This is a genomic window from Nocardioides sp. AX2bis (genome assembly GCF_902506435.1).
GTDB lineage: Bacteria > Actinomycetota > Actinomycetes > Propionibacteriales > Nocardioidaceae > Nocardioides.
Map to the genome: position 1 here is coordinate 3,017,988 of NZ_LR733215.1, position 21,020 is coordinate 3,039,007.

The window sequence follows — 21,020 nt, forward strand, 5'->3', positions numbered from 1 at the left end:
CACGCCCTAGGCTCTGGCCCGTGCGACTCGCCACCTGGAACGTGAACTCCCTGCGCTCCCGCATCGACCGGGTCGAGGCCTTCCTGACCCGGCACGACGTCGACGTGCTGGCGCTGCAGGAGACCAAGGGCCGCGAGGACCAGCTGCCGCTGATGGGGCTCCAGGCGCTCGGCTACGAGGTCGCCGTGGCCGGCACGAACCAGTGGAACGGCGTGGCCGTGATCTCGCGGGTCGGCCTCGACGACGTCGAGGTGGGCTTCCCCGCGATGCCTGCCTTCGGCGACCCGCCCGCCGCCGAGGCGCGCGCGCTCGGTGCGACCTGCGGCGGCGTCCGGGTCTGGTCGCTGTACGTCCCCAACGGCCGCAAGGTTGACGACCCCCACTACCACTACAAGCTCGACTGGCTGGCCCGCCTGCACGACGCGGCCGCGTCCTGGCGCGACACCCCCACCGCCCTGGTCGGGGACTGGAACATCGCCCCGCAGGACGAGGACGTCTTCGACGTCGCCGCGTTCGCCACCAGCACCCACGTGACCGGGCCCGAGCGGGCCGCCTTCGAGGCGTTCCTGGCCGACGGGTGGACCGACCTGGCCCGCCCGTACACCCCGGGACCCGAGCTCTACACCTACTGGGACTACTTCCGGCAGCGCTTCGAGCGCAACCGCGGCCTGCGCATCGACTTCCTGCTCGGCTCGGACCCGCTGGCGGCCCGGGTGACCGGCGCCTTCGTCGACCGCGACGAGCGCGCCGGCAAGGGCGCCTCCGACCACGCCCCGGTCGTCGTCGACCTGGACGAGGCACCCCGGTGACCGCGGACGCCCTCGGGCCCGCCGGCGCGGACCTGATCGACGTCCTGCTCGAGGCCGCGACCGCGATGCCGTGGCCGGAGGAGGAGATCGACCGACGCCTCGTGCAGTGGGCGGCCGACGCGGTGGGCGCCACCGTCACCCTCGGGCCCGCCCCGGCGGGCACGCACGGCCCCGCCGAGCTGGCGGTCCCCCTCCACGACGAACGGTTCCTTCTCGCGCGTCGCGAGACCGGCTCCGCCGGGTTCGGCGACCTCGAACACCGTCTGCTGCTCGCCCTGGCCGCCATGGCCGCCACCTCGGCCAGGCACGCGCAGCGGGAAGCCCGGCTGCGACGTCGCGCCCTCACCGACGACCTCACCGGCCTGTGGAGCCACGGGATCTTCCCCGACCTCCTGGCGACCGCCTCCCGCCGTCGGGACGACGGCGAGCAGCTCGGCGTGCTGTTCCTCGACCTCGACCGCTTCAAGCAGATCAACGAGGAGCTCGGCCACCTCGACGCCGACGCGGTGCTGCGCGAGGTCGGCCGGCGGCTGCTCGCCGCGCTCCCGCCCGACTCCGTGGTCGGCCGCGTGGGCGGCGACGAGTTCGCCTGCGTGGTGCGCCGCCTCGCCGGCCAGGACGGCCTCACCGAGACGCGCACGCTCCTGCGGCGGGCCGTCAACCAGCCGATCCCCGTCGGCGACCGGTTGCTCAGCGTCGACGTGAGCATCGGCGGCGTCGTCTCGGTCAGTCCCGACGAGGACCCCGACGCGCTGCTGCGCGCCGCGGAGGAGGCGATGCGCACGGCCAAGCGCGGCCGCGAGGACGTGGCGCCCCCGCGCTGGTACGACGAGAAGACCCTGGTGCGCGACCTCCTCGACCAGGGCGGCGTCGGGATCGCGCTGCAGCCCATGGTGCTCCTCGGCAGCGGCCGCGTGGTCGGGTACGAGGCACTGGTCCGCGCCGACCACGGCCACCTCGGCGCGGTGTCCCCCCTGCTGCTGGTGGGCTCGGCGTCGCGGACCCAGATGCTCGACGAGCTGACCGAGGTCGTCGCCGCGCAGGCGGTCGAGACCGTCGCCGCCATCGCCCGCGACAGCCAGACCCCCCAGTGGCTGTGCCTCAACGTGGAGTTCGAGCAGCTCGTCCCCGGCAGCGGCCTGGTCCCCGCGCTCGCCGCGGCCGTCGCGGGCACCGACGTCCGGCTGGTCCTGGAGATCTCCGAGCGCGAGATCGGGCGCTGGACCGGGGCCCACGACGCCGTCGCCCGCGACCTCGACCAGGCCGGGATCGGGCTGGCCGTCGACGACTTCGGCGGTGGGCACGCCACCTTCGCGCTGCTGCACAGCTGGCCGTGGCGGTGGGTCAAGATCGACCAGGCCCTGGTCTCGGCCCGCGACGACGACAGCTCGCGGGTGCTGCTGGGCCACGTCGTCACCATGCTGCGCGACCTCGGCCTGACCGCGGTCGCCGAGGGCGTGGAGTCCACCGACCAGCAGGACCTCCTCCGTTCCCTCGGGGTCCCCCTGGCCCAGGGCACCCTCTTCGCCGCCCCGGCCACCGCCGCGCTGGTCCGCGACGCGGCCGCGACCCAGCTGCACGCCGCGCCTCCCGACCTCTGATCCCGGGGACTGTCGGCGGTCTGCCCCACGCTGGGGCCATGACCGCCGGACCCGAGACGCAGACGTCCCTCATCGTGCTGGTCCTGGTGTGCGTGCTGCTCGCGCTCCTGGTCGGCGGCGCCGTCGGCTACGTGCTCGGCGTCCTGCGGACGCGGACCGCCTCCGCCCGGACGACCGCCGGGCTCGACCAGGGCGCCCGGGAGAGCAGCGCCGCCGAGGCGGCGGTGCTGCGCGAGAGCCTCGACCGGCTGCACGACCAGATGCGGGACCTCGAGCACAGCCGGGTGTCCTGGCAGAGCCGGCTCCACCAGCAGGTCGACGACGTCCGAGCCACGACCGACACCCTGCGCCGGGAGACCGCGTCCCTGGCCACCGCCCTGCGCAAGCCCGCCGTCCGCGGCCGCTGGGGCGAGCTGCACCTGCGCCGCGCCGTCGAGCTGGCCGGGCTGGTCGACCGGTGCGACTTCGAGGAGCAGGTCCGTCTGCACGGCCCCGACGGCGCCGAGGCGCTCGACGCCGGCGCCCTGCGACCGGACCTGGTGGTCCGGCTGGCGGGCGGGCGCAGCATCGTCGTCGACGCCAAGGTGCCGCTGGAGGCCTACCTCGACGCCACCACCAGCACCGACGACGAGGAGCGCGAGGCCCACCTGGTGCGGCACGCCCGCCAGCTCCGCACCCACGTCGACGCCCTGGCCACCAAGTCGTACTGGCGCTCCCTGCCCGGCTCGCCCGACTTCGTGGTGCTGTTCGTGCCGGCCGAGTCGTTCCTCGCCGCAGCCCTCGAGACCGAGCCCGCCCTGCTCGAGCACGCCGCGGCCCGGCACGTGGTGCTGGCCTCCCCCACCACTCTGATCGGGCTGCTGCGCACCGTCGCGCTGGGCTGGAGCCACGCCGCGCTCACCGAGCAGGCGCAGGAGGTGCACCGGCTGGGCCGCGAGCTGCACGCCCGGCTGGCCACCTGGAGCGGCCACCTCGACCAGGTCGGCCGCTCCCTCAACGCCGCCGTCGGTCACTACAACAGCGCCGTCGGCTCCCTCGACACCCGCGTGCTCGTCTCGGCCCGCCGCTTCGAGGAGCTCGGGGTGACCCGCGACGAGCTGGCGCCCCCGCGCACCGTGGGGCTGCGGGCCGTGGACCGGCGCGGCGCGGCGCCGGAGGACCCGCCGGACCGTACGGTGGCGCTATGAGCGCCCGCACGCTGTGGGAGGAGGGACGACAACCCGGTCACGAGGTCGTCGCCCTCGCTGCAGCGCTCACCATGACCGCGGTGACCGTCGACCTGCTGCTCGACGACTCGCTGTCCTACTTCTTCGACCTGAGCTTCGTCTCGGTCTGCGTGGGCGTGGCGCTCGCCGTCCGCCCCCGCGACTTCTTCACGATCGGGGTCCTCCCCCCGCTGCTGATGCTCACCGTGTGCGTGCTGCTCGCCGTCGCCGACACCGACGTGCTCGCGCGGCCCACGGACGGTGTCGTGCAGGCCACGGTCACCGGGCTGGCGCACCACATGGTCGCCCTCGGCACCGGGTACGCCCTCTGCCTCGCCGTCCTCGTCGTGCGCCAACGCTCCGGGCGCCGCCCGGAGCGGGCCGACGACCCGGTCGAGGCCCCCCAGCAGCCGGACCGCCGCGTCGGCTGAGGACTCAGTCCTCCAGGAACGGGGTCGGGTCGCCCGCACCGACGCGCAGGACCTCCGCCGTGCCGTCGGAGAGGTCCACCACGGTCGTCGGCGCGGCCGAGACCTCCCCCGCGTCGACCACGAGGTCGACGGCGTGGTCGAGGTCCTCCTTGACCTCCCAGCCGACCGTGCGCGGCTCGTCCTCGCCCGGCAGGATCAGCGTGCTGGTGAGCATCGGCTCGCCGAGCGCGTCGAGCAGCGCAGTGACGAACGGGTGGTCGGGGATCCGGACGCCGACCGTGCGCTTCTTCGGGTGCAGCAGTCGTCGCGGGACCTCCGGGGTCGCCTTCAGGATGAACGTGTACGGCCCGGGCGTCGCGGACCTGATCGCCCGGAACGCGTGGTTCTCCACCTGCACCAGCTGCCCGAGCTGCGAGAAGTCCTGGCAGACCAGGGTGAAGTGGTGGCGGTCGTCCAGGCCGCGGATGCGCAGGATCCGGTCACGGCCCTCGCGGTTGCCCACCCGGCAGCCCAGCGCGTACCCCGAGTCGGTCGGGTAGGCGATCAGGGCGTCCTCCTCCAGCGCCTGCACGATCTGGGCCAGCCGCCGGGGCTGGGGGTCCTCGGGGTGGACGTCGACGAACCTGGCCACGCCTGCTCCTGCCTGCTCCCGACGCCGCAGCGCCTGTATCGTCCTGGGCGCCCACGATCTCACGAGCCCTCCTCGTGGACGCAGACGGAAGGCGGGTGGCGCGTGCGCACGGCCCTCGCCCCGGTGACGACCCTGCTCCGCCTCCTCACCGTCCTCGCCCTCCTCACCGCCGCGGCGGCGGGACCCTCGGTCGCTGCCGAGGCGACGCCCGGTGCCGGCCCTGCCTCGTTCCTCCCGGCGACCGCGTCCCGGCTCGACGTGGTCGTGCCCGCCGACGCCGGGTCGGGCACGGTCCGCGCCGGCCTGGCCGCGGTGGGAGCCCTCGCGGCGCGCTACCCGACCGCCTCGATCGGCCTGCGGGCCGACGACGCCGAGGTCCCGGACGTCGCCGGCGACCAGCGCGTCGTCGCGCTCCTCCACTCGCCGGGACCGGTCCGGCGCACGGTGCGGACCGTGGACGGCGTGCCGGCGCTGGCCCTGCGCGGGCGTGCCCCCGACCTGCTGGTCGCCGCCAGGGCGCTGGCCGGTCCGGACGCGCGCCCCTCCGGCGAGGGCATCGCCGTCGACCCGGGCACCACCGGCACCGACCCGGTCACGGCCGCCCGTCGGGCCGCCCCGGTCGTCGCCGCCCTCCAGCAGGCCACGACGCGGGTGCTGCGGGTCGGGCTCGTCGCCCCGGGCACCCTCGTGGGCGGTCAGCGGTCCGGTGTCCTCGTCGGGGCCACGACCGCGGACGCCGCCGCCGTCGGGGCCCCGCTCGGGCTGCGGGCCTCCAGCGGGCTCCCCGACGTGGCACGCGGGAGCGCCTACGCCGCGCTGCAGTCCGTCGACGACGGCGGGCGACGCCTGCTGCTGCTCGGCGGGTGGGCACCCCGGGACGCGGAGGGCGACCGGCTGCTCGAGCGCCTGCTCGACCGGGCCGCCTACACCGCGGGCACCACCGGCTGGGACGGTCGTGGCGAGGAGTCGCTGGTCGTCACGGCGGGCGAGGACCCGCTGGTGCTCGCAGCCCCCACGGGGCCGGCCGCCGCACCCCAGGAGAAGTCGCAGGAGCAGTCGCAGGAGCAGTCGCAGGAGGGCTCAGCCGGCCGCTGGTGGTTCGTCGGCGGCGTCCTCGCGCTGCTCGTCGCCCTGGCCGCGCGCGGCGTGGTGACGGTGGCGCGCCCGCGGCGCTAGCGCCGGCCGACCACCTCCGGCCGGCTCCGTCCGGCCGACTACTTCCGGCCCGCGGCCTTCAGGTCGCGGCGCAGCTCCTTGGGCAGGGAGAAGATCAGCGACTCCTCGGCGGTGACCACGGCGCGGGCGTCGGGGTAGCCCCGCTCGGCGAGGTAGTCCAGGACGCCGTCGACGAGGTTCTCCGGGACGCTGGCGCCCGAGGTGACGCTGACGGTGCGCACGCCGTCGAGCCAGGACTCGTCGATCTCCGAGGCGTCGTCGACGCGGTAGGAGGCCTTCGCCCCGGCCTCGAGGGCCACCTCGACCAGCCGGACCGAGTTGGAGGAGTTGCCCGAGCCGACCACGATCAGCAGGTCGGCGTCGCGGGCGATGTCCTTGACGGCCAGCTGCCGGTTCTGGGTGGCGTAGCAGATGTCGTCCGACGGCGGGTCGAGCAGCGCGGGGAACCGCTCGCGGATGGCCGCGACCGTCTCCATCGTCTCGTCGACCGACAGCGTGGTCTGCGACAACCACGCCACCCGCTCGGGGTCGCGCACCTGGATGGAGGCGACGTCGCCCGGGCCCTGCACGAGCTGGATGCGCTCGGGGGCCTCGCCGGCGGTGCCCTCGACCTCCTCGTGGCCCTCGTGGCCGATCAGCAGGATGTCGTAGTCCTCGTCGGCGAACCGGCGGGCCTCGTGGTGCACCTTGGTCACCAGCGGGCAGGTGGCGTCGATCGTCTTGAGGTCGCGCTCGGCGGCGTCGCTGTGCACCTGCGGGGAGACCCCGTGGGCGGAGAACACCACGGTCGCGCCGGTCGGCACCTCGTCGAGCTCCTCGACGAAGACGGCGCCGCGCGCCTCGAGGTCGGCCACGACGTGCTTGTTGTGCACGATCTGCTTGCGGACGTAGACCGGCGAGCCGTACAGGTCGAGCGCCTTCTCGACCGTCACCACGGCCCGGTCCACGCCGGCGCAGTACCCGCGCGGCGCTGCCAGCAGGACGGCGCGCTCGGCCTCGTCGGGAGGGAGCACGGTGGGCGTGCCGAGGTCGGTGGTCATGGGCCCATCGTAGTGCCGTCGCGGTCACCGCCCGGTCGCTGCACCACCGGCGGCGGTGGCGGCTACTGTCCCGCCCATGGCTCTGGAGACCTCCGCCGCGTCGCCGGCGCCGGTACGCCAGGTCGCCACCGCCGTGGCCGGCTGGGTCGACCGGCTGGGCCCGATCTGGGTCGAGGGCCAGCTGGCCCAGGTCAACCGCCGCCCCGGGGTCTCGGTGGTGTTCATGACGCTGCGCGACTCCCTGGCCTCGGTGTCGGTGCGCCTGACGGTCCCCCGTGCCCTGGTCGACTCCCTCGACCCGCCGCTGGTCGAGGGCGCCAGCGTCGTGGTGCAGGCCAAGCCGTCCTACTACGCCGCCAACGGGTCGTTCTCCCTCGAGGTCCGGGAGCTGAGGATGGTCGGCCTCGGCGAGCTGCTGGCCCGGCTCGAGCGGCGCCGGCAGCTGCTGGCCGCGGAGGGCCTGTTCGCCGCCCACCTCAAGCGGCCGCTGCCCTTCCTGCCCCGCCGGGTCGGGCTGGTCACCGCGCCGGGCTCGGCCGCGGAGCGCGACGTGGTCGACAACGCCCGCCGGCGGTGGCCGGGTGTCGAGCTGACCCTGGCCTACGCCACCATGCAGGGCCCGCGCTGCTCGGGCGAGGTGGTGGAGGCGCTGGAGCGCCTCGAGCGCGACCCGGCCGTGGACGTGGTGGTCGTGGCCCGCGGCGGCGGCTCGGTCGAGGACCTGCTCCCCTTCAGCGACGAGACGCTGGTGCGCGCCGTCGCCGCGCTGCGCACCCCCGTGGTCTCGGCCATCGGTCACGAGCAGGACCAGCCGCTGCTGGACCTGGTCGCCGACGTGCGCGCCTCGACCCCGACCGACGCCGCCAAGCTGGTCGTGCCCGACGTGGTGGGCGAGCTCGACGCCGTCGCCCACGCCCGCGAGCGGATGCGCGCCGCCCTCGGTGGCCGCCTGGCCCGCGAGGAGGCCGGGCTGCTGGCGCTGCGCACCCGCCCGGTCCTGGCCGACCCGCGCCACCTGATCGACACCCGCGACGACGAGCTCGTCGCGCTCCTCGGGCGCGCCCGGCGCACCCTGGGCCACCGGCTCGACCGCGCCGCCGACGACGTCGACCACCAGCGGGCACGGGCCCGGGCGCTGTCGCCGCTGGCCACGCTGCAGCGCGGCTACGCCGTCGTGCAGGACGCCGCCGGTCACGTCGTGACCAGCGTCGCGGCGCTCGCCCCGGGCGGTGCGCTGTCGGTACGCCTCGCCGACGGCCGCGCCGACGTCACCGTCTCCAGCACCTCCCCCTCACCCACCACCCCCGACCCCGAGGAGAGCCGATGAGCACCGACGACCGCCCGTCCTACGAGCAGGCGCGCACCGAGCTCGTCGAGACCGTCCGCCTGCTCGAGGCCGGCGGGACCTCCCTGGAGGAGTCGCTGGCGCTGTGGGAGCGCGGCGAGGAGCTCGCCGGGATCTGCCAGACCTGGCTGGCCGGCGCCCGCGAGCGCCTGGACGCCGTGCTCGACGAGCGCGAGGACGACGAGTAGGGCTCAGTCGCCGGGCTGGCGGTCCTGGTCGGAGTCGTCGGCGCCCTCCACGGTGACGTCGGTGAGCAGCGCGACGTACCCCGACATCTCCTGCGGCGAGGCCGAGCCGTAGACCAGCACCTGCTGCCCGTCGACCTCGGCGGCGTACGCCGTGTCGCCCCCGTCGTCGCCGAAGCCCTCCCACCGGGTGGCGACCAGGCCCTCGGCCTCGGCGCCGTTGAAGACCAGCGGGTCGCGCTCGGAGTAGTCCTCGTCGACCAGGGACTCCAGCATCTCCTCCAGCGGCGCGTCCGCCACCCGCAGGCCGACGTAGTCGGAGTCCGCCGTCAGCACCGACAGGTCGAAGGCGGGCCGGGGTGCCGGGGTGAAGTCGACGTCGCTGGCGCCCCAGCCCGAGGGGAGCGTGGCCGGGTAGACCACGTCGACGCCCGCCACCTGCACGTCGCGCACCAGGGCGAGGTAGTCGACGGGCTCCCGGTCGAAGACGTCCTCGTCGCTGGTCAGGTTGCGGAGCCCGAAGACCACGAGCACCCCGACGACGGTCACCACCATCGCGCCGACCAGGCCGCCGAAGGAACGCGAGTAGCGCCCCGGCCGTCCCGCGCTCCCCGTCTCGCTCACGTCGTCATCCTCCCAGGTCCCCGGCTACGGCTAGCATCCCGCCCATGAGCCACGTGGAGCCCGAGACCATCGCCACCGCCCCCGGCGGGCCCGACCGCAACCTCGCGCTGGAGCTCGTGCGGGTCACCGAGGCCGCCGCGATGGCGGCCGGCCGGTGGGTCGGCAAGGGCGACAAGAACGGCGCCGACGGCGTCGCCGTCAACGCGATGCGCGTGATGATCTCCAGCATCCAGATGCGCGGCACGGTCGTCATCGGTGAGGGTGAGAAGGACAACGCGCCGATGCTCTACAACGGCGAGGAGGTCGGTGACGGGACCGGCCCCGAGTGCGACGTCGCGGTCGACCCGATCGACGGCACGACCCTGACGGCCAAGGGCATGAGCAACGCGGTCGCGGTCCTGGCCGTCAGCCCCCGCGGCTCCATGTACGACCCCTCCGCGGTGTTCTACATGGACAAGCTGGCCACCGGGCCGGAGGCCGCCGAGCACGTCGACATCCGGCTGCCCGTGGCCGAGAACATCCACCAGGTCGCCAAGGCCAAGGGCCGCAAGCCCGAGGACGTCACCGTCGTCGTCCTCGACCGGCCCCGCCACGAGAAGCTCGCCGAGGAGATCCGGGCCACCGGCGCCCGGATCAAGTTCATCGTCGACGGTGACGTCGCGGGCGCGATCTCGGCCGCCCGCCCCGACAGCGGCGTCGACCTGCTGCTGGGCGTCGGCGGCACCCCGGAGGCGATCATCACCGCCTGCGCGATGAAGTGCATGGGGGGCGTCATCCAGACCCAGCTCTGGCCGACCGACGACGCCGAGCGCCAGAAGGCGCTGGACGCCGGTCTCATCCTGGACCCGGACCACGTGCTGTCCACCGAGGACCTCGTCACCGGCGACGACTGCTTCTTCGTGGCCACCGGGATCACCGACGGCGACCTGATGCGCGGCGTGCGCTACAGCGGGGGTGGCGCGACGACGCACTCGTTGGTGATGCGCTCGCGCAGCGGCACGATCCGCTCGATCACCTCCGAGCACCGGCTGGCGAAGCTACGCGCTTTCTCCGCGATCGACTTCGACCGCTGAGCCGGACCCGCCGACCCCGACGCCCGTGAGCCGGGCCGTCGCCCGGGCGGTGGTCGTCCCGACCTCCGGCAGGTCGTGACGACCCAGCGCCTCGACCACGACGGCGAGGACGCGTGGGTCGACGGCCATGCCCAGGTGCGTGGCCCGCACCTCCACCGACGTCGCCTCCGGGTCGACGCAGGCGCGGTGGTCGACCACCCCGTCGCGCCGCGACCAGACCGCGGTGAAGGCGACCTCGTCCGGCACCGGGGCCCGGGTCTCGTCGAAGCTCGCGCGGGCGCACCGCCCGTTGACACAGTCCTCGGCCATCAGCCCGCGGCACCCCGCCGCGCTGAGCCGCACCAGCAGCTCCAGGCTGGCGCTCAGCGAGACGTGGTGCGCCCCCGGGGCCAGCATCGGGCTGCCCAGGGTGACGATGCCCGAGACCAGGTCCGGGCGACGCACCGCGAGACCGCGTGCGAGCATGCCACCGAGGCTGTGGCCGACGACCTGCACGCGGGAGCCGCGCCGCGCGGCGATCGCCTCGATCCGGCTCTCGAGCTGGTCGGCGGCCGAGGCGGTGCAGCCGATGTTCGCGTGGATCTGGGACCGGTAGGTCCGTCGGCCCGCGCGGCGCAGCCCCGCGGCCATCACGGCCAGCGACCCGTCGCCGGCCAGGAACCCGGGGACGAGCACGACCGGCTCGGCGTCGCGCGGCCGGCTGCGTTCGGCGTACGGGAGCGCCCGGCGGCGCCGGTGCTCCGCGGCGGCGTGCCAGAGCGCCCGCCCGGCCTCGCCCACGACCCCGGCCTCGCGCAGCACCGCACCCGCTCCGGGAGGTGCGAAGCCCTCCGGGAGCAGGAAGGAGGCGGTGGGTGAGACGCCGGTCACACGCGGGACGTTAGACCCGCCACCTCGCCCACGGGGGTGAACGGAGGAGACAGGTGGGAGCACGGTCGTGCGCTTGACTGGTCCCATGGTCTCGAGCCCGTCCCCCGTCGCCGTGTCCGAGGAGCTCTTCGCGCCGGTCAGCCGCGACGTCGAGCTCTGCTACCAGACCTTCGGCGACCCCGAGGACGAGCCGCTGCTGCTGGTGATGGGGCTCGGCGGGCCGATGAACTGGTGGTCGCCCGGGCTCTGCGAGGACCTCGCCCGCACCGGGTTCTTCGTCGTCCGCTACGACAACCGCGACACCGGCCGCTCGAGCCGGGGCACCGGCCGGATCGGACGCACCGCCCTCGTGCGCGCGTTCGTCGGCCTGCCGGCCAGCGCGCCGTACGCCCTGACCGACCTCGCCGACGACGCGTTCGGGCTCCTGGACCACCTCGGCCTGCAGACCGCCCACGTGGTGGGGGTCTCGATGGGCGGGATGATCGTGCAGACCATGGCGGTGACGCGACCCGGCCGCGTCCGCTCGTTGGTCAGCATCATGTCGACGACCGGCAAGCGCACGGTCGGGTGGCAGAACCCCGCGCTCCTGCCGATGCTCGCGCTGCCGCGCAAGGGCGGCCGCGAGGCGTTCGTGGCCACCAGCGTCACGACCTGGCGCGCGATCGGCTCGCCGGCCTACGAGCGGACGCGCGCGGCCATCGAGGCGCAGGCCGAGGAGACGTTCGACCGCGGGGCCAGCGCCAGCGGGGTGCTGCGCCAGACGATGGCCATCCTGACCCAGCCTGACCGCAGCGCGGCGCTGCGCCGGCTGCGGCTGCCGGCGGCGGTGCTGCACGGCGAGGCCGACAAGATGGTGCACGTCTCCGGCGGACGCGCCACCGCCGCGGCGATCCCGGACGCCGAGCTGGTGGTGGTCGAGGGCATGGGGCACGACCTGCCCGAACCGCTGTGGCCGACGATCGTGGGCCTGGTCCGCCGCACGGCCGACCGCGTGTCCTGACCGCTACCGCTGCCGCTGCTGGACGCGGCCGTCGCGCAGCTCCACGACCCGGTGGCCCAAAACCGCGGCCTCGACGGGCTCGCGGGTCGTGACCAGCGTCGTGACTCCCACGCGGGCCAGGAGCCCCGGCAGGTCGGACAGCGCTCGGGCCCGCATCGCCAGGTCGAGGTTGGACAGCGGCTCGTCGAGGCAGAGCACCTGCGGTCGCCGTACCACCGCCCGGCCGAGGGCGACCCGTTGGCGCTGGCCGTCGGAGAGGGCCTCCGGCCGCTGGTCGAGCAGGTCGGTCAGCCCGAGCAGCGCGGCGGCCTCCTCGACCCGCGCGCGACGCTCGTCCTCGGCGACCCCGACCAGCTCCAGGGCGTAGCCGACGTTCTCGGCCACGCTCAGGTGCGGGTGCAGCGCGTAGTTCTGGAACACCACGGCGACCCCGCGCTCGCGCGCCGGGACCGAGGTGACGTCGCGGTCCCCGACCAGGACCCTGCCGCGGCTCACCTCCTCGAGACCGGCGAGCATCCGCAGCACGGTCGACTTGCCGGACCCCGCGGGCCCCAGCAGCGCGACCACCTCACCGTCGCCCACGACGAGGTCGAGGCCGGGCACGGCGGGGGCGTCGGCACCGGGGTACCACCGCTGCGCGTCGAGGAAGGTCACCGAGGACACCGCGACCCTCCTCCCACCGACCTCACCTGCAGATACCCGCAGGTGATCCATTGTGCCGGTGACCTGACTCACACTACGGTCGGAGGTCCCGACACGCCCCACCAGCCACACCCGAACCTCGACGGAGAGGCACTCATGCAGGCACGACAGGGACCCGGCCGACGCCGTCTGGTCGCCGCGCTCGCCACGCTCGCCTGCGGGTCAGCGCTGCTGACCGCGTGCGGAGGCGGCGACAGCGGCAAGCCGACGCTCAACTGGTACATCAACCCCGACGGCCAGGACACGCTCACGATGCTGGCCGAGCAGTGCAGCACCGACGAGTACGACATCGCCATCCAGCTGCTCCCGGCCAGCGCCACCGACCAGCGCACCCAGCTCGCCCGCCGCCTCGCGGCCGGCGACACCTCGACCGACCTGATGAGCCTGGACCCGGTCTTCGTCGCCGAGTTCGCCAACGCCGGCTGGCTCGAGCCCTTCACCGGCGACCGGGCCGAGGCGGTGCTCGACGACGACGTGCTCGCCGGCGCCGCCGACACGGTGGTGTGGGAGGACGAGGTCGTCGCGGCGCCGCAGTGGGCCAACACGCAGGTGCTCTGGTACCGCAAGTCGCTGGCCGAGGCCGCCGGGCTCGACATCGGGCCCGATTCCCCCGTGACCTGGAGCCAGGTGATCGACGCGGCCGCCTCCCAGGACGGGGCCACGGTCGGGGTCCAGGCCAACCGGTACGAGGCCTACGTGGTGTGGATCAACTCCCTGATCGCCGGCGCCGGTGGCGCCATCATCGAGGACACCGAGGCCGGGCGCGACGCCGAGGTCACGATCGACTCCGAGGCCGGCCAGGCCGCGGCCGCGGTCATCCAGCAGCTCGCCGACTCCGGCGCCACCCAGCCCGACTTCACCACCTCCAACGAGGGCACCAGCCTCGGCCGGATGTTCCCCGACGACGGCGGACCCGGGGAGTTCATGAACAACTGGACGTTCGTCTACAAGAACTACGAGTCGACGGTCGGGGCCGTCGGTGGTCCCGCCGACGAGCAGGAGCTCGAGGACCTCGGTTGGGCGCGCTACCCCCAGACGGTCGAGGGCGAGGAGTCCCGGCCGCCGATCGGTGGCATCGACATCGGGGTGGGCGCCTACTCCGAGAACCTCGACTACGCCCAGGACGCGGCCGTGTGCGTCACCTCGCCGGAGGCGCAGTCGGCGCTGGCCGTCACCGACGGCCTGATGCCCTCGCGCAACTCCGTCTACGACTCCCCCGAGCTCCAGGAGGCCTACCCGGCCGACCTGCTCGACCTCTACCGCCAGAGCATCGAGACCGGGGCGCCGCGCCCCAAGAGCGCGTTCTACAGCCAGATCTCCAGCGCCGTGCAGTCGGTGTGGCACTCGCCCACGTCGGTCTCGCCCGACTCGACGCCCCAGGAGTCGGCCGACTTCCTGCGCCAGGTCCTCTCCGGGGAGGCACTGCTGTGAGCACCGTGACCGCACCCCGCGAGGGCGGGACCCGCAAGCAGGGCAGGAAGGAGACCCCCGAGGTCTCCGACCGGCTCAAGGCCGAGAACAACCTGGGACGCAAGCTGGTGGCACCGGCGATCGTGCTGATGCTGCTGGTCACCGCGTTCCCGATGGCACGGGCCCTCTACCTGTCGCTGTTCTCCTACACCCTCACCGCCCCCGACGACCGCGAGTTCGTGGGCCTGGGCAACTACCTGACCGCGCTGACCGACTCGCTGTTCTGGACCACGACCCTCAACACCGTGATGATCATGGTCGTCACCGTGTTCGTCGAGCTGGTGATCGGCTTCGCCTTCGCGATGGTGATGCACCGGGTGGTCTTCGCCCGGGGCGTGATCCGCACCTCGATCCTGATCCCCTACGGCATCATCACCGTGGTCTCGGGCTTCGCCTGGCAGTTCGCCTTCTCCAACACCAACGGCTTCGTGAACTCGTGGCTGCCGTTCGTCGCCGACGACTTCAACTGGTTCGCCCAGTACGAGACCTCGATCATCGCGATCATGGTCTCGGAGATCTGGAAGACCACGCCGTTCATGTCGCTGCTGCTGCTGGCCGGCCTGGCGCAGGTCTCCGAGGACATGCTGGAGGCCGCCAAGGTCGACGGCGCGACCTGGTTCCAACGGCTGTTCAAGGTGATCCTGCCGAACATGCGGGCCGCGATCATGGTCGCGGTGCTCTTCCGCGCCCTGGACGCCTACCGGATCTTCGACAACATCTTCGTGATGACCGCCGGCGCCAACGGCACCGAGTCGATCTCGTTCCTGACCTACCGGCAGGTGATCGAGCAGTTCCAGCTGGGCATCGGCTCCGCGCTCTCGGTGCTGCTGTTCCTCTCGGTGCTGATCGTGGCCTTCGTCATCGTCAAGGTGTTCCGCGTCGACCTTTCCAACGCACGGCAGGGGTGAGCACGTCATGAAGCAGAAGATCGGTCTCACCACGGGCATCCTGCTGATCCTCACCTGGTGCCTGCTGCCGGTGGCCTGGATCATCTCGCTGTCGTTCAAGTCCCAGGAGGCCATCACCAACGGCTCCCCCGGGTTCTTCCCGTCCCCGGGCGGCACGGCGGGGTTCGCCAACTACAGCGACGTCCTCGCCGACGAGCAGTTCCGGCGCGCGATCATCAACTCGATCGGCATCTCGCTGATCGCCACCACGCTGTCGGTGCTCATCGCCACGCTCGCGGCGTACGCCATCGCCCGCCTGGAGTTCCAGGGCAAGAAGTTCGTGCTCACCACCGCGCTCGTGATCGCGATGTTCCCGGTGGTCTCCCTGGTCGGGCCGCTGTTCGACCTGTGGCGCACCATCGGCATCTACGACACCTGGCCGGGACTGATCATCCCCTACATGTCGTTCACGCTCCCGCTGGCGATCTGGACCCTGTCGGCCTTCTTCCGCGAGATCCCGTGGGAGATGGAGCAGGCCGCCCAGGTCGACGGCGCCACCTCGTGGCAGGCGTTCCGCAAGGTCATCGTGCCCCTCGCGGCACCCGGGGTCTTCACGGCCGCGATCCTGACCTTCTTCTTCGCCTGGAACGACTTCGTCTTCGGCATCTCGCTGACCTCCACCGAGGCCGCGCGACCGATCCCGGCCGCGTTGTCGTTCTTCGTCGGTGCCGACCCGTTCAACCGGCCGGCCTCGCTGCTCGCCGCGGCAGCCGTGGTCGCCACCATCCCGATCGTGATCATCGTCCTGCTGTTCCAGCGCAAGATCGTCGCCGGCCTCACCTCCGGCGCAGTGAAGGGGTAACGCCATGGCCGGCATCAACATGCGCCACATCGTCAAGAAGTACGGCGACGGCTTCCCGGCCGTCAACGACGTCTCCATCGACGTCGCCGACGGCGAGTTCATGATCCTCGTCGGCCCCTCGGGCTGCGGGAAGTCCACGCTGCTGCGGATGATCGTCGGGCTGGAGGACATCAGCGGCGGCGACATGATCATCGGCGACCGCAAGGTCAACGACCTCGCGCCCCGCGACCGCAACCTGGCGATGGTCTTCCAGAACTACGCGCTCTACCCGCACCTCACGGTGTTCGAGAACATCGCGTTCCCGCTCCGCCTGGCCGGCGCCTCGGACAGCGAGGTGGACACGAAGGTGCGCGAGGCCTCGAAGACCCTCGAGCTCGACGAGCACCTCGACCGCAAGCCCGGCAACCTGTCGGGCGGCCAGCGCCAGCGGGTGGCGATGGGACGCGCGATCGTCCGGGACGCGGACGCCTTCCTCTTCGACGAGCCGCTGTCGAACCTCGACGCCAAGCTGCGCGGGCAGATGCGGACCGAGATCTCGCGGCTGCAGAAGCGGCTGGGCATCACCACCGTCTACGTCACCCACGACCAGACCGAGGCGATGACCCTGGGCGACCGGGTGGCCGTGCTCAAGCGGGGCGTGCTCCAGCAGCTCGCCTCGCCGCGGCAGCTCTACGCGAACCCCGGCAACCTCTTCGTCGCCGGCTTCATCGGCTCGCCGCCGATGAACTTCCTGCCGGCCACGGTGCGTGGCGGCCAGGTCGAGCTGCCCTTCGGGACGGTGTCGATCCCGGCCGAGAAGGTGCGCGACGTGCCCGAGGACAAGCTGCTCATCGCCGGCATCCGCCCCGAGCACTTCGAGGACGCCTCCGTGGTCGACGACGACAAGCGCGCCAAGGGGTCGGTCTTCACCGCGCAGATCGACGTCACCGAGTGGCTGGGCAACCAGGCGTACGCCTACATCCCCTTCGAGGCCGACGAGACCGTCAAGGCGCAGCTCACCCAGCTCGAGCGCGACCTCGACGGCGACGCCATGCGCAACCAGCTCGTGGTCTCGCTGGACAGCACCAGCAGGATCAGCGAGGGGGACCAGGCCGAGATCTGGGTCGACACCCGCCAGATGCACCTCTTCGACCCGGAGACCGGCGACAACCTCACCATCGATCTCGCCAACGCCGGCGAGATCCCGGCGAAGAACGACCCGGAGGCCAGCGCCCGGGCCGAGAAGACCGCGGCCCAGGCTCACTGAGCCCGCCCGGCACGACCGGCACCACCAGCACGACCGGCGCCCCCGGCAGCTCGCGGCTCAACCGCCGAGCAGCCGGGGGCGCTTCGTCGTCTCCCCCGGCACCGGCTTGCGGACGACCGTGACGCCGCCCATCAGCGCCAGGCCCTTGACCCGCACCAGCGGTGAGTCCGGGCCCAGCACCGGCGCCACCGTGTCCCGCTGCTGCTCGAAGCCGCCCATCACCCCGAACCCCTCGACCGAGACCCGGGTCCCGGCGTTGACGACCACCTCGACGCCGCCCATCACGGCGTAGGCGTGGATCGTGGTCTCACGGGCGCTCAGCACCGCCTCGCGCAGGTCGAGCACGACGCCGCCCATCAGCGCCAACGCCGTGTGGGTCTCGCCGACCTCCCACACACCGCGGCGGTCCTGGCCGCTCATCACCGCCAGGCTGAGGTCGTGGCGCACCGCGGCGGACGGCACCGCGGCGGACGGCACCGCGGCGGTGCCGGTCGCAGCGAGACCGCCGGGGAGGTCGACCACGATCGGGACCAGGTCGGCGTACACCGTCGCACCCCAGGTGGCCTCGAGCCGCTCCTCGAGCTCGTCGAGGCCGATCCTGCCCTCGCCGGCGGCGTCGCGCAGCACCTCGGCCACGCGCTGGCGGTCGGCGTCGCCGATCCGCATCCTCGACGGCTGCGCGGGCGTGTGGTCGGCGTCCATGCCCCTCACCCTAGGACGGGGCCGACGTCGCGGTCATCGGGTCAGGCGGCGGCACTGCTCGGGCGTGCAGTCCTGCCACGCCAGCGCGCGCCGACGCAGGTCGCGCACCCAGGGCCGGTCGTGCATCCGGGCGTAGGTGTTGGTGCGCTCGTAGCGGGTGCCGGACGGGTAGAGCTCCCAGGCCCACCGCTCCCCGCGCCAGCCGCGCTCGAGGTCCAGGCGGACCAGCAGGCCGCGCTCCCCGCGGACCGCGGTGTAGGACGGGATCGCGTCCAGCCGACCGCCGCTGCCGGCGTCCGCGTCCGGCTCGCCCGGTCGCACGGGACCCTGCCGGTGCTCGACGAAGGAGTAGCGCGCTCCCGGCGCCCGTCGGTCCTCCAGGCTCGGCACGAGGCTGCTCCCGGCCCGCCACGGCTCGGGCGTCAGCCCGGCCAGCCGCTCGATCGTCGGGGCGAGGTCGAGGTTGGTGGTGACCTGGTCGCGCCGGCCAGGCTCGACGCCGGGTCCCACGACGACCAGCGGCACCCGGGTGTCGGACTCGTACGGCGTCCCCTTGCCACCGTCGAGACCGTGCTGGCCGAGGTGGAAGCCGTTGTCGGAGGTGATCACGACGTAGGTGTCGGGCCCGACGACCTTCATCAGCCGACCGAGCATCCGGTCGACCGACTGCACCATCCGGGCCCGGTCGCGGTAGCGCTTCAGGGCGTCGGTGCGGGAGAGCGTCACCCGGTCCGGTCGCCACCCCGCGGTGGTGACCGGCTCCCCGTCCCGCAGGCGGACCGGGCGGTTGTCGCGGGGGTCGTCGCCGTAGCCGGGCAGGTCGCGCACGGTCAGCCGGCCGCAGGCCGTCGGCCCGCACTCGCCCTGCGGGCTGCGCACGCCGCCCCGGTCGCGGAACGCGGGCGGGAAGACCGGCTCCCCGGGGAAGACCGGGTCGGCGTTGCGGGCGTGGGCGGCGTACGGCGCGACGTGCAGCAGGTACGGCTCGTCGGCACGCTCGTAGGACCGGGCCAGGGAGACGGCCCGGTCAGCGATCACGGTGCCGGCGTAGGACCGGTCCTTGACGCGGGCGGGGGCCGAGACCGGTGGGACGGGCTCGGCCCGCAGGTCGAGGTCCCCGTCGCCGCCCGTGACGGTGCGGAAGTAGCCCCAGCCGTCGTACGCGCCACCGGAGAAGGCCTCGAAGTCGTCCCAGCCGGGCACCGCCGGCGGCGGGGTGCGCACCGGGCTCCGCGGTCCTTCCGGCTGCCCGGGCTCGTACTCGTTGAGGTACTTGCCGACGAAGCCGGTGCGGTAGCCGGCGCCCTGGAGCGCGACGTTGTAGGAGCGCTGGGGCCCGCGGTTCTCGCGGAACGCGCGCCAGCCGCCCTTGGCGCCCAGCGGGCCGCCGGAGGTGTTGGTCAGGACGCCGTTGAGGTGGGGCGGCTGGCCGGTGAAGGTGGCCGCGCGGGAGGGGCAGCACAGCGTGTTCACCACGTGCGCGTCGCCGTAGGTGGCGCCCTGGCGCGCCAGCCGCCCGAGCCGGGCCATCGTGGGCACCAGGTCCATCGAGACGTCGTCCATCACCACCACCACGACGTTGGGGCGGTCCTCGGTGCGCCGGTCCCGGTCGTCGTGACCCTCGGACCCGGCGGGGGACACCAGCAGTCCCGCCACCAGCGCCAGCACCGCGAGCGTCACCACGGCCCCGAGGAGCGCGGCTGCGGTCGGGCCGCCACGCAGGGCGGCCCGTCGGTGCGACGGGAACATGCTCCGATCATGTCAGCCGTACCTGACGGGCGGGCGTTCCTCGCGGAACCGCGAGGGGTCAGGTGCGGCGCCCGCCCTCGTTCGGGTTCGCGTTGGGGCCCTGGGCCCCCTCGTCGACGTCGTCGTCGTCAGGTGCGCCCGCGACCGACTGGTCGGGCTGGATCGGGTGCTCGGCGTTCGCCATGGTCGAGACCTCGCTGACCTGGCCGTCCGACTCCTCGGACGGGTCCTGGTCCTGCTTCGCGGCCTGCTCGGGGTTCGGGATCTTGGTCACCGGTGCAGCCTAGGAGCCGGCCGTCACCCGTCCGGGGAGACGACGGACCGGGCCGCCCCCGCGGGGACGACCCGGTCCGGTGTGTCTGGTGGAACCGTGCTGGTGGATCAGGGTGACGAGGTCACTCCTCGGTGGCGAAGCCCGCCTCGACCAGGTAGTCGTGGGCGATGATCTCCTCGGACACACCCTCCGCCGAGATCTTGGTGTTGAGCTCCTGCATGATCTCGGTCGTCAGGCCCTCGGCCAGCGGGGCGAGCGCCTCCATGACCTCGGGGTTCTCCTCGTTGTACTGCACCGAGGTGACCGGGACGCCGTTGTAGAGCGGGAAGAACGTCTTGTCGTCCTCGAGGACCGTGAGGTCGTTGGCCGCGATCCGGCCGTCGGTGGTGAAGATCTCGCCGAAGTCGCAGTTGCCGTTGGCGATCTGCGGGTAGATGACGCCGATCCCCAGGCTCTGCTCGTCGCCGCCGGTGATGCCGTAGGCCTTGGTGAAACCGGGGTAGCCGTCGGGGCGGTTGGCGAACTCGGCCTCGATGCAGACGCTGGCGTCCGGGTTCTCCTCGAGGTAGGCGGCCATGTCGGAGTGCGTGGCCAGGCCGTTCTCCTCCGCGAAGGCCGCGGTGGTGGCGAACGCGTAGGTGTTGTTGAACGGCGAGAGCGGACCCCAGTAGACGTCGTTGGCGATGTCCGCCTCCTTGACCGCCTCGTACTGCTCGACCGGGTCGAAGATGGGCTCGTCGTTGCCGAGGTAGTTGATCCAGCCGGTGCCGGTGTACTCCCACATGATGTTGTTGTCGCCGGCGATGATCTTCTCGCGGGCGGCGGTCGACCCCTGGGTGTTCAGGTCGGTGCTGTTGTCCGCGCCCCACAGGCACAGGTACTGCGAGGTGAGCTCGCCGAGCACGAACTGCTCGTCGAAGTCCTTGGAGCCGACGACGACGGGCACGTCGGTCAGGCCCTCGGGGTCGATCACGTCGCCGGTCGCGGTCAGGCCGCCGCACTCGCCGCCGCCCCCGGCGGCGTTGCCGACGGAGTCCTCCTCGGAGAGCCCGCAGCCGGCGAGCGTGGCGGCCAGCGCGGTCGCGCCGAGCCCTGCCAGGACCCGGCGGGAGCCGCGGGTGGTCAGGTGGATGGTCAT

Annotated in this window: 22 protein-coding genes; 13 read left to right on the forward strand and 9 right to left on the reverse strand. The window is 73.3% G+C overall.

Annotated features, from left to right (window positions below; genetic code table 11):
* Nucleotides 1–20: 20 nt before the first annotated feature.
* Genes GV155_RS14475 through GV155_RS14490 form a run of 4 tightly spaced genes read left to right on the forward strand, consistent with a single transcriptional unit; the run spans nucleotide 21 to nucleotide 4,046 of the window.
* On the forward strand, nucleotides 21–809 hold the full coding sequence (locus GV155_RS14475) for an exodeoxyribonuclease III (protein WP_160009043.1): 789 nt from the start codon (nucleotides 21–23) through the stop codon (nucleotides 807–809).
* On the forward strand, nucleotides 806–2,410 hold the full coding sequence (locus GV155_RS14480; RefSeq protein WP_160009045.1) for a bifunctional diguanylate cyclase/phosphodiesterase: 1,605 nt from the start codon (nucleotides 806–808) through the stop codon (nucleotides 2,408–2,410). The genes GV155_RS14475 and GV155_RS14480 overlap by 4 nt, the downstream gene beginning before the upstream one ends.
* Before the next feature lie 38 nt (nucleotides 2,411–2,448).
* Nucleotides 2,449–3,597 (forward strand): DNA recombination protein RmuC, encoded by a 1,149-nt coding sequence (locus GV155_RS14485; protein WP_160009047.1) that lies wholly within the window; start codon nucleotides 2,449–2,451, stop codon nucleotides 3,595–3,597.
* Nucleotides 3,594–4,046, forward strand: a complete 453-nt coding sequence (locus GV155_RS14490) for a DUF6542 domain-containing protein (protein WP_160009049.1) — start codon at nucleotides 3,594–3,596, stop codon at nucleotides 4,044–4,046. Before GV155_RS14485 ends, GV155_RS14490 begins: the two co-directional genes overlap by 4 nt.
* 4 nt (nucleotides 4,047–4,050) lie before the next feature.
* Here GV155_RS14490 and GV155_RS14495 read toward each other — a convergent pair whose 3' ends face one another.
* On the reverse strand, nucleotides 4,051–4,677 hold the full coding sequence (locus GV155_RS14495) for an L-threonylcarbamoyladenylate synthase (RefSeq protein ID WP_160009051.1): 627 nt from the start codon (nucleotides 4,675–4,677) through the stop codon (nucleotides 4,051–4,053).
* Nucleotides 4,678–4,779: 102 nt separating this feature from the next.
* Here GV155_RS14495 and GV155_RS14500 point away from each other — a divergent pair, with 102 nt between their 5' ends.
* Nucleotides 4,780–5,853, forward strand: a complete 1,074-nt coding sequence (locus GV155_RS14500; RefSeq protein ID WP_160009053.1) for a hypothetical protein — start codon at nucleotides 4,780–4,782, stop codon at nucleotides 5,851–5,853.
* Between the two features lie 38 nt (nucleotides 5,854–5,891).
* Here GV155_RS14500 and GV155_RS14505 read toward each other — a convergent pair whose 3' ends face one another.
* Complete coding sequence (locus GV155_RS14505; RefSeq protein WP_160009055.1) at nucleotides 5,892–6,893, reverse strand: 4-hydroxy-3-methylbut-2-enyl diphosphate reductase; 1,002 nt, start codon at nucleotides 6,891–6,893, stop codon at nucleotides 5,892–5,894.
* 76 nt (nucleotides 6,894–6,969) lie between these two features.
* Between GV155_RS14505 and xseA the strand changes: the two genes are divergently transcribed.
* Both xseA and GV155_RS14515 read left to right on the forward strand, forming a co-directional pair.
* Nucleotides 6,970–8,220: an exodeoxyribonuclease VII large subunit gene (xseA, locus tag GV155_RS14510; RefSeq protein WP_160009057.1), complete on the forward strand. Its 1,251-nt coding sequence runs from the start codon at nucleotides 6,970–6,972 to the stop codon at nucleotides 8,218–8,220.
* Nucleotides 8,217–8,426, forward strand: a complete 210-nt coding sequence (locus GV155_RS14515) for an exodeoxyribonuclease VII small subunit (protein WP_160009059.1) — start codon at nucleotides 8,217–8,219, stop codon at nucleotides 8,424–8,426. The genes xseA and GV155_RS14515 overlap by 4 nt, the downstream gene beginning before the upstream one ends.
* Before the next feature lie 3 nt (nucleotides 8,427–8,429).
* On the opposite strand, the gene GV155_RS14520 is transcribed toward GV155_RS14515, so the two are convergent.
* Nucleotides 8,430–9,047: a DUF4245 family protein gene (locus GV155_RS14520; RefSeq protein ID WP_160009061.1), complete on the reverse strand. Its 618-nt coding sequence runs from the start codon at nucleotides 9,045–9,047 to the stop codon at nucleotides 8,430–8,432.
* A 44-nt stretch (nucleotides 9,048–9,091) separates the two neighbouring features.
* Here GV155_RS14520 and glpX point away from each other — a divergent pair, with 44 nt between their 5' ends.
* Nucleotides 9,092–10,120 carry a class II fructose-bisphosphatase gene (glpX, locus tag GV155_RS14525; RefSeq protein WP_160009063.1) on the forward strand — a complete coding sequence of 343 codons (1,029 nt, stop codon included), beginning with the start codon at nucleotides 9,092–9,094 and terminating at the stop codon, nucleotides 10,118–10,120.
* Here glpX and GV155_RS14530 read toward each other — a convergent pair.
* A complete protein-coding gene (locus tag GV155_RS14530) occupies nucleotides 10,085–10,990 on the reverse strand; it encodes an alpha/beta fold hydrolase (protein WP_160009065.1) in 906 nt (301 codons plus the stop codon). The genes glpX and GV155_RS14530 overlap by 36 nt on opposite strands.
* An 85-nt stretch (nucleotides 10,991–11,075) precedes the next feature.
* Here GV155_RS14530 and GV155_RS14535 point away from each other — a divergent pair, with 85 nt between their 5' ends.
* Nucleotides 11,076–11,990: an alpha/beta fold hydrolase gene (locus GV155_RS14535; protein ID WP_160009067.1), complete on the forward strand. Its 915-nt coding sequence runs from the start codon at nucleotides 11,076–11,078 to the stop codon at nucleotides 11,988–11,990.
* A gap of 3 nt (nucleotides 11,991–11,993) precedes the next feature.
* Here the strand turns inward: GV155_RS14535 and GV155_RS14540 are convergent, their stop codons facing one another.
* On the reverse strand, nucleotides 11,994–12,653 hold the full coding sequence (locus GV155_RS14540; protein ID WP_160009069.1) for an ABC transporter ATP-binding protein: 660 nt from the start codon (nucleotides 12,651–12,653) through the stop codon (nucleotides 11,994–11,996).
* Nucleotides 12,654–12,788: 135 nt separating this feature from the next.
* Between GV155_RS14540 and GV155_RS14545 the strand changes: the two genes are divergently transcribed.
* The 4 genes from GV155_RS14545 to GV155_RS14560 are packed head-to-tail and all read left to right on the forward strand — an operon-like array spanning nucleotide 12,789 to nucleotide 17,157.
* On the forward strand, nucleotides 12,789–14,123 hold the full coding sequence (locus GV155_RS14545; RefSeq protein WP_160009071.1) for an extracellular solute-binding protein: 1,335 nt from the start codon (nucleotides 12,789–12,791) through the stop codon (nucleotides 14,121–14,123).
* Nucleotides 14,120–15,070, forward strand: a complete 951-nt coding sequence (locus tag GV155_RS14550; RefSeq protein ID WP_236554339.1) for a carbohydrate ABC transporter permease — start codon at nucleotides 14,120–14,122, stop codon at nucleotides 15,068–15,070. The genes GV155_RS14545 and GV155_RS14550 overlap by 4 nt, the downstream gene beginning before the upstream one ends.
* Before the next feature lie 7 nt (nucleotides 15,071–15,077).
* The gene (locus GV155_RS14555) at nucleotides 15,078–15,911 is read left to right on the forward strand and encodes a carbohydrate ABC transporter permease (RefSeq protein WP_160009073.1); all 834 of its coding nucleotides are present in this window, start codon (nucleotides 15,078–15,080) and stop codon (nucleotides 15,909–15,911) included.
* Nucleotides 15,912–15,915: 4 nt separating this feature from the next.
* On the forward strand, nucleotides 15,916–17,157 hold the full coding sequence (locus tag GV155_RS14560) for an ABC transporter ATP-binding protein (protein WP_160009075.1): 1,242 nt from the start codon (nucleotides 15,916–15,918) through the stop codon (nucleotides 17,155–17,157).
* Nucleotides 17,158–17,214: 57 nt separating this feature from the next.
* Here GV155_RS14560 and GV155_RS14565 read toward each other — a convergent pair whose 3' ends face one another.
* The 4 genes from GV155_RS14565 to GV155_RS14580 all read right to left on the reverse strand — a co-directional run bounded on the left by GV155_RS14565 (nucleotide 17,215) and on the right by GV155_RS14580 (nucleotide 21,020).
* A complete protein-coding gene (locus GV155_RS14565; protein ID WP_160009077.1) occupies nucleotides 17,215–17,859 on the reverse strand; it encodes a DUF1707 SHOCT-like domain-containing protein in 645 nt (214 codons plus the stop codon).
* A 33-nt stretch (nucleotides 17,860–17,892) separates the two neighbouring features.
* A complete protein-coding gene (locus tag GV155_RS14570; RefSeq protein WP_160009079.1) occupies nucleotides 17,893–19,608 on the reverse strand; it encodes a sulfatase-like hydrolase/transferase in 1,716 nt (571 codons plus the stop codon).
* 58 nt (nucleotides 19,609–19,666) lie between these two features.
* Nucleotides 19,667–19,882, reverse strand: coding sequence for a hypothetical protein (locus tag GV155_RS14575; protein WP_160009081.1), 216 nt, complete (start codon nucleotides 19,880–19,882; stop codon nucleotides 19,667–19,669).
* Nucleotides 19,883–20,003: 121 nt separating this feature from the next.
* Nucleotides 20,004–21,020, reverse strand: coding sequence for a glycine betaine ABC transporter substrate-binding protein (locus GV155_RS14580; RefSeq protein WP_160009083.1), 1,017 nt, complete (start codon nucleotides 21,018–21,020; stop codon nucleotides 20,004–20,006).

What these genes read in the sequence shown, in the direction of transcription:
- GV155_RS14485 (WP_160009047.1), top strand. Translation starts at nt 2,449, where the DNA reads ATGACCGCCGGACCCGAGACGCAGACGTCCCTCATCGTGCTGGTCCTG.
- GV155_RS14490 (WP_160009049.1), top strand. Translation starts at nt 3,594, where the DNA reads ATGAGCGCCCGCACGCTGTGGGAGGAGGGACGACAACCCGGTCACGAG.
- GV155_RS14505 (WP_160009055.1), bottom strand. Translation starts at nt 6,893, where the DNA reads ATGACCACCGACCTCGGCACGCCCACCGTGCTCCCTCCCGACGAGGCC.
- xseA (WP_160009057.1), top strand. Translation starts at nt 6,970, where the DNA reads ATGGCTCTGGAGACCTCCGCCGCGTCGCCGGCGCCGGTACGCCAGGTC.
- GV155_RS14515 (WP_160009059.1), top strand. Translation starts at nt 8,217, where the DNA reads ATGAGCACCGACGACCGCCCGTCCTACGAGCAGGCGCGCACCGAGCTC.
- glpX (WP_160009063.1), top strand. Translation starts at nt 9,092, where the DNA reads ATGAGCCACGTGGAGCCCGAGACCATCGCCACCGCCCCCGGCGGGCCC.
- GV155_RS14535 (WP_160009067.1), top strand. Translation starts at nt 11,076, where the DNA reads ATGGTCTCGAGCCCGTCCCCCGTCGCCGTGTCCGAGGAGCTCTTCGCG.
- GV155_RS14545 (WP_160009071.1), top strand. Translation starts at nt 12,789, where the DNA reads ATGCAGGCACGACAGGGACCCGGCCGACGCCGTCTGGTCGCCGCGCTC.
- GV155_RS14555 (WP_160009073.1), top strand. Translation starts at nt 15,078, where the DNA reads ATGAAGCAGAAGATCGGTCTCACCACGGGCATCCTGCTGATCCTCACC.
- GV155_RS14560 (WP_160009075.1), top strand. Translation starts at nt 15,916, where the DNA reads ATGGCCGGCATCAACATGCGCCACATCGTCAAGAAGTACGGCGACGGC.
- GV155_RS14565 (WP_160009077.1), bottom strand. Translation starts at nt 17,859, where the DNA reads ATGGACGCCGACCACACGCCCGCGCAGCCGTCGAGGATGCGGATCGGC.
- GV155_RS14570 (WP_160009079.1), bottom strand. Translation starts at nt 19,608, where the DNA reads ATGTTCCCGTCGCACCGACGGGCCGCCCTGCGTGGCGGCCCGACCGCA.
- GV155_RS14580 (WP_160009083.1), bottom strand. Translation starts at nt 21,020, where the DNA reads ATGACCATCCACCTGACCACCCGCGGCTCCCGCCGGGTCCTGGCAGGG.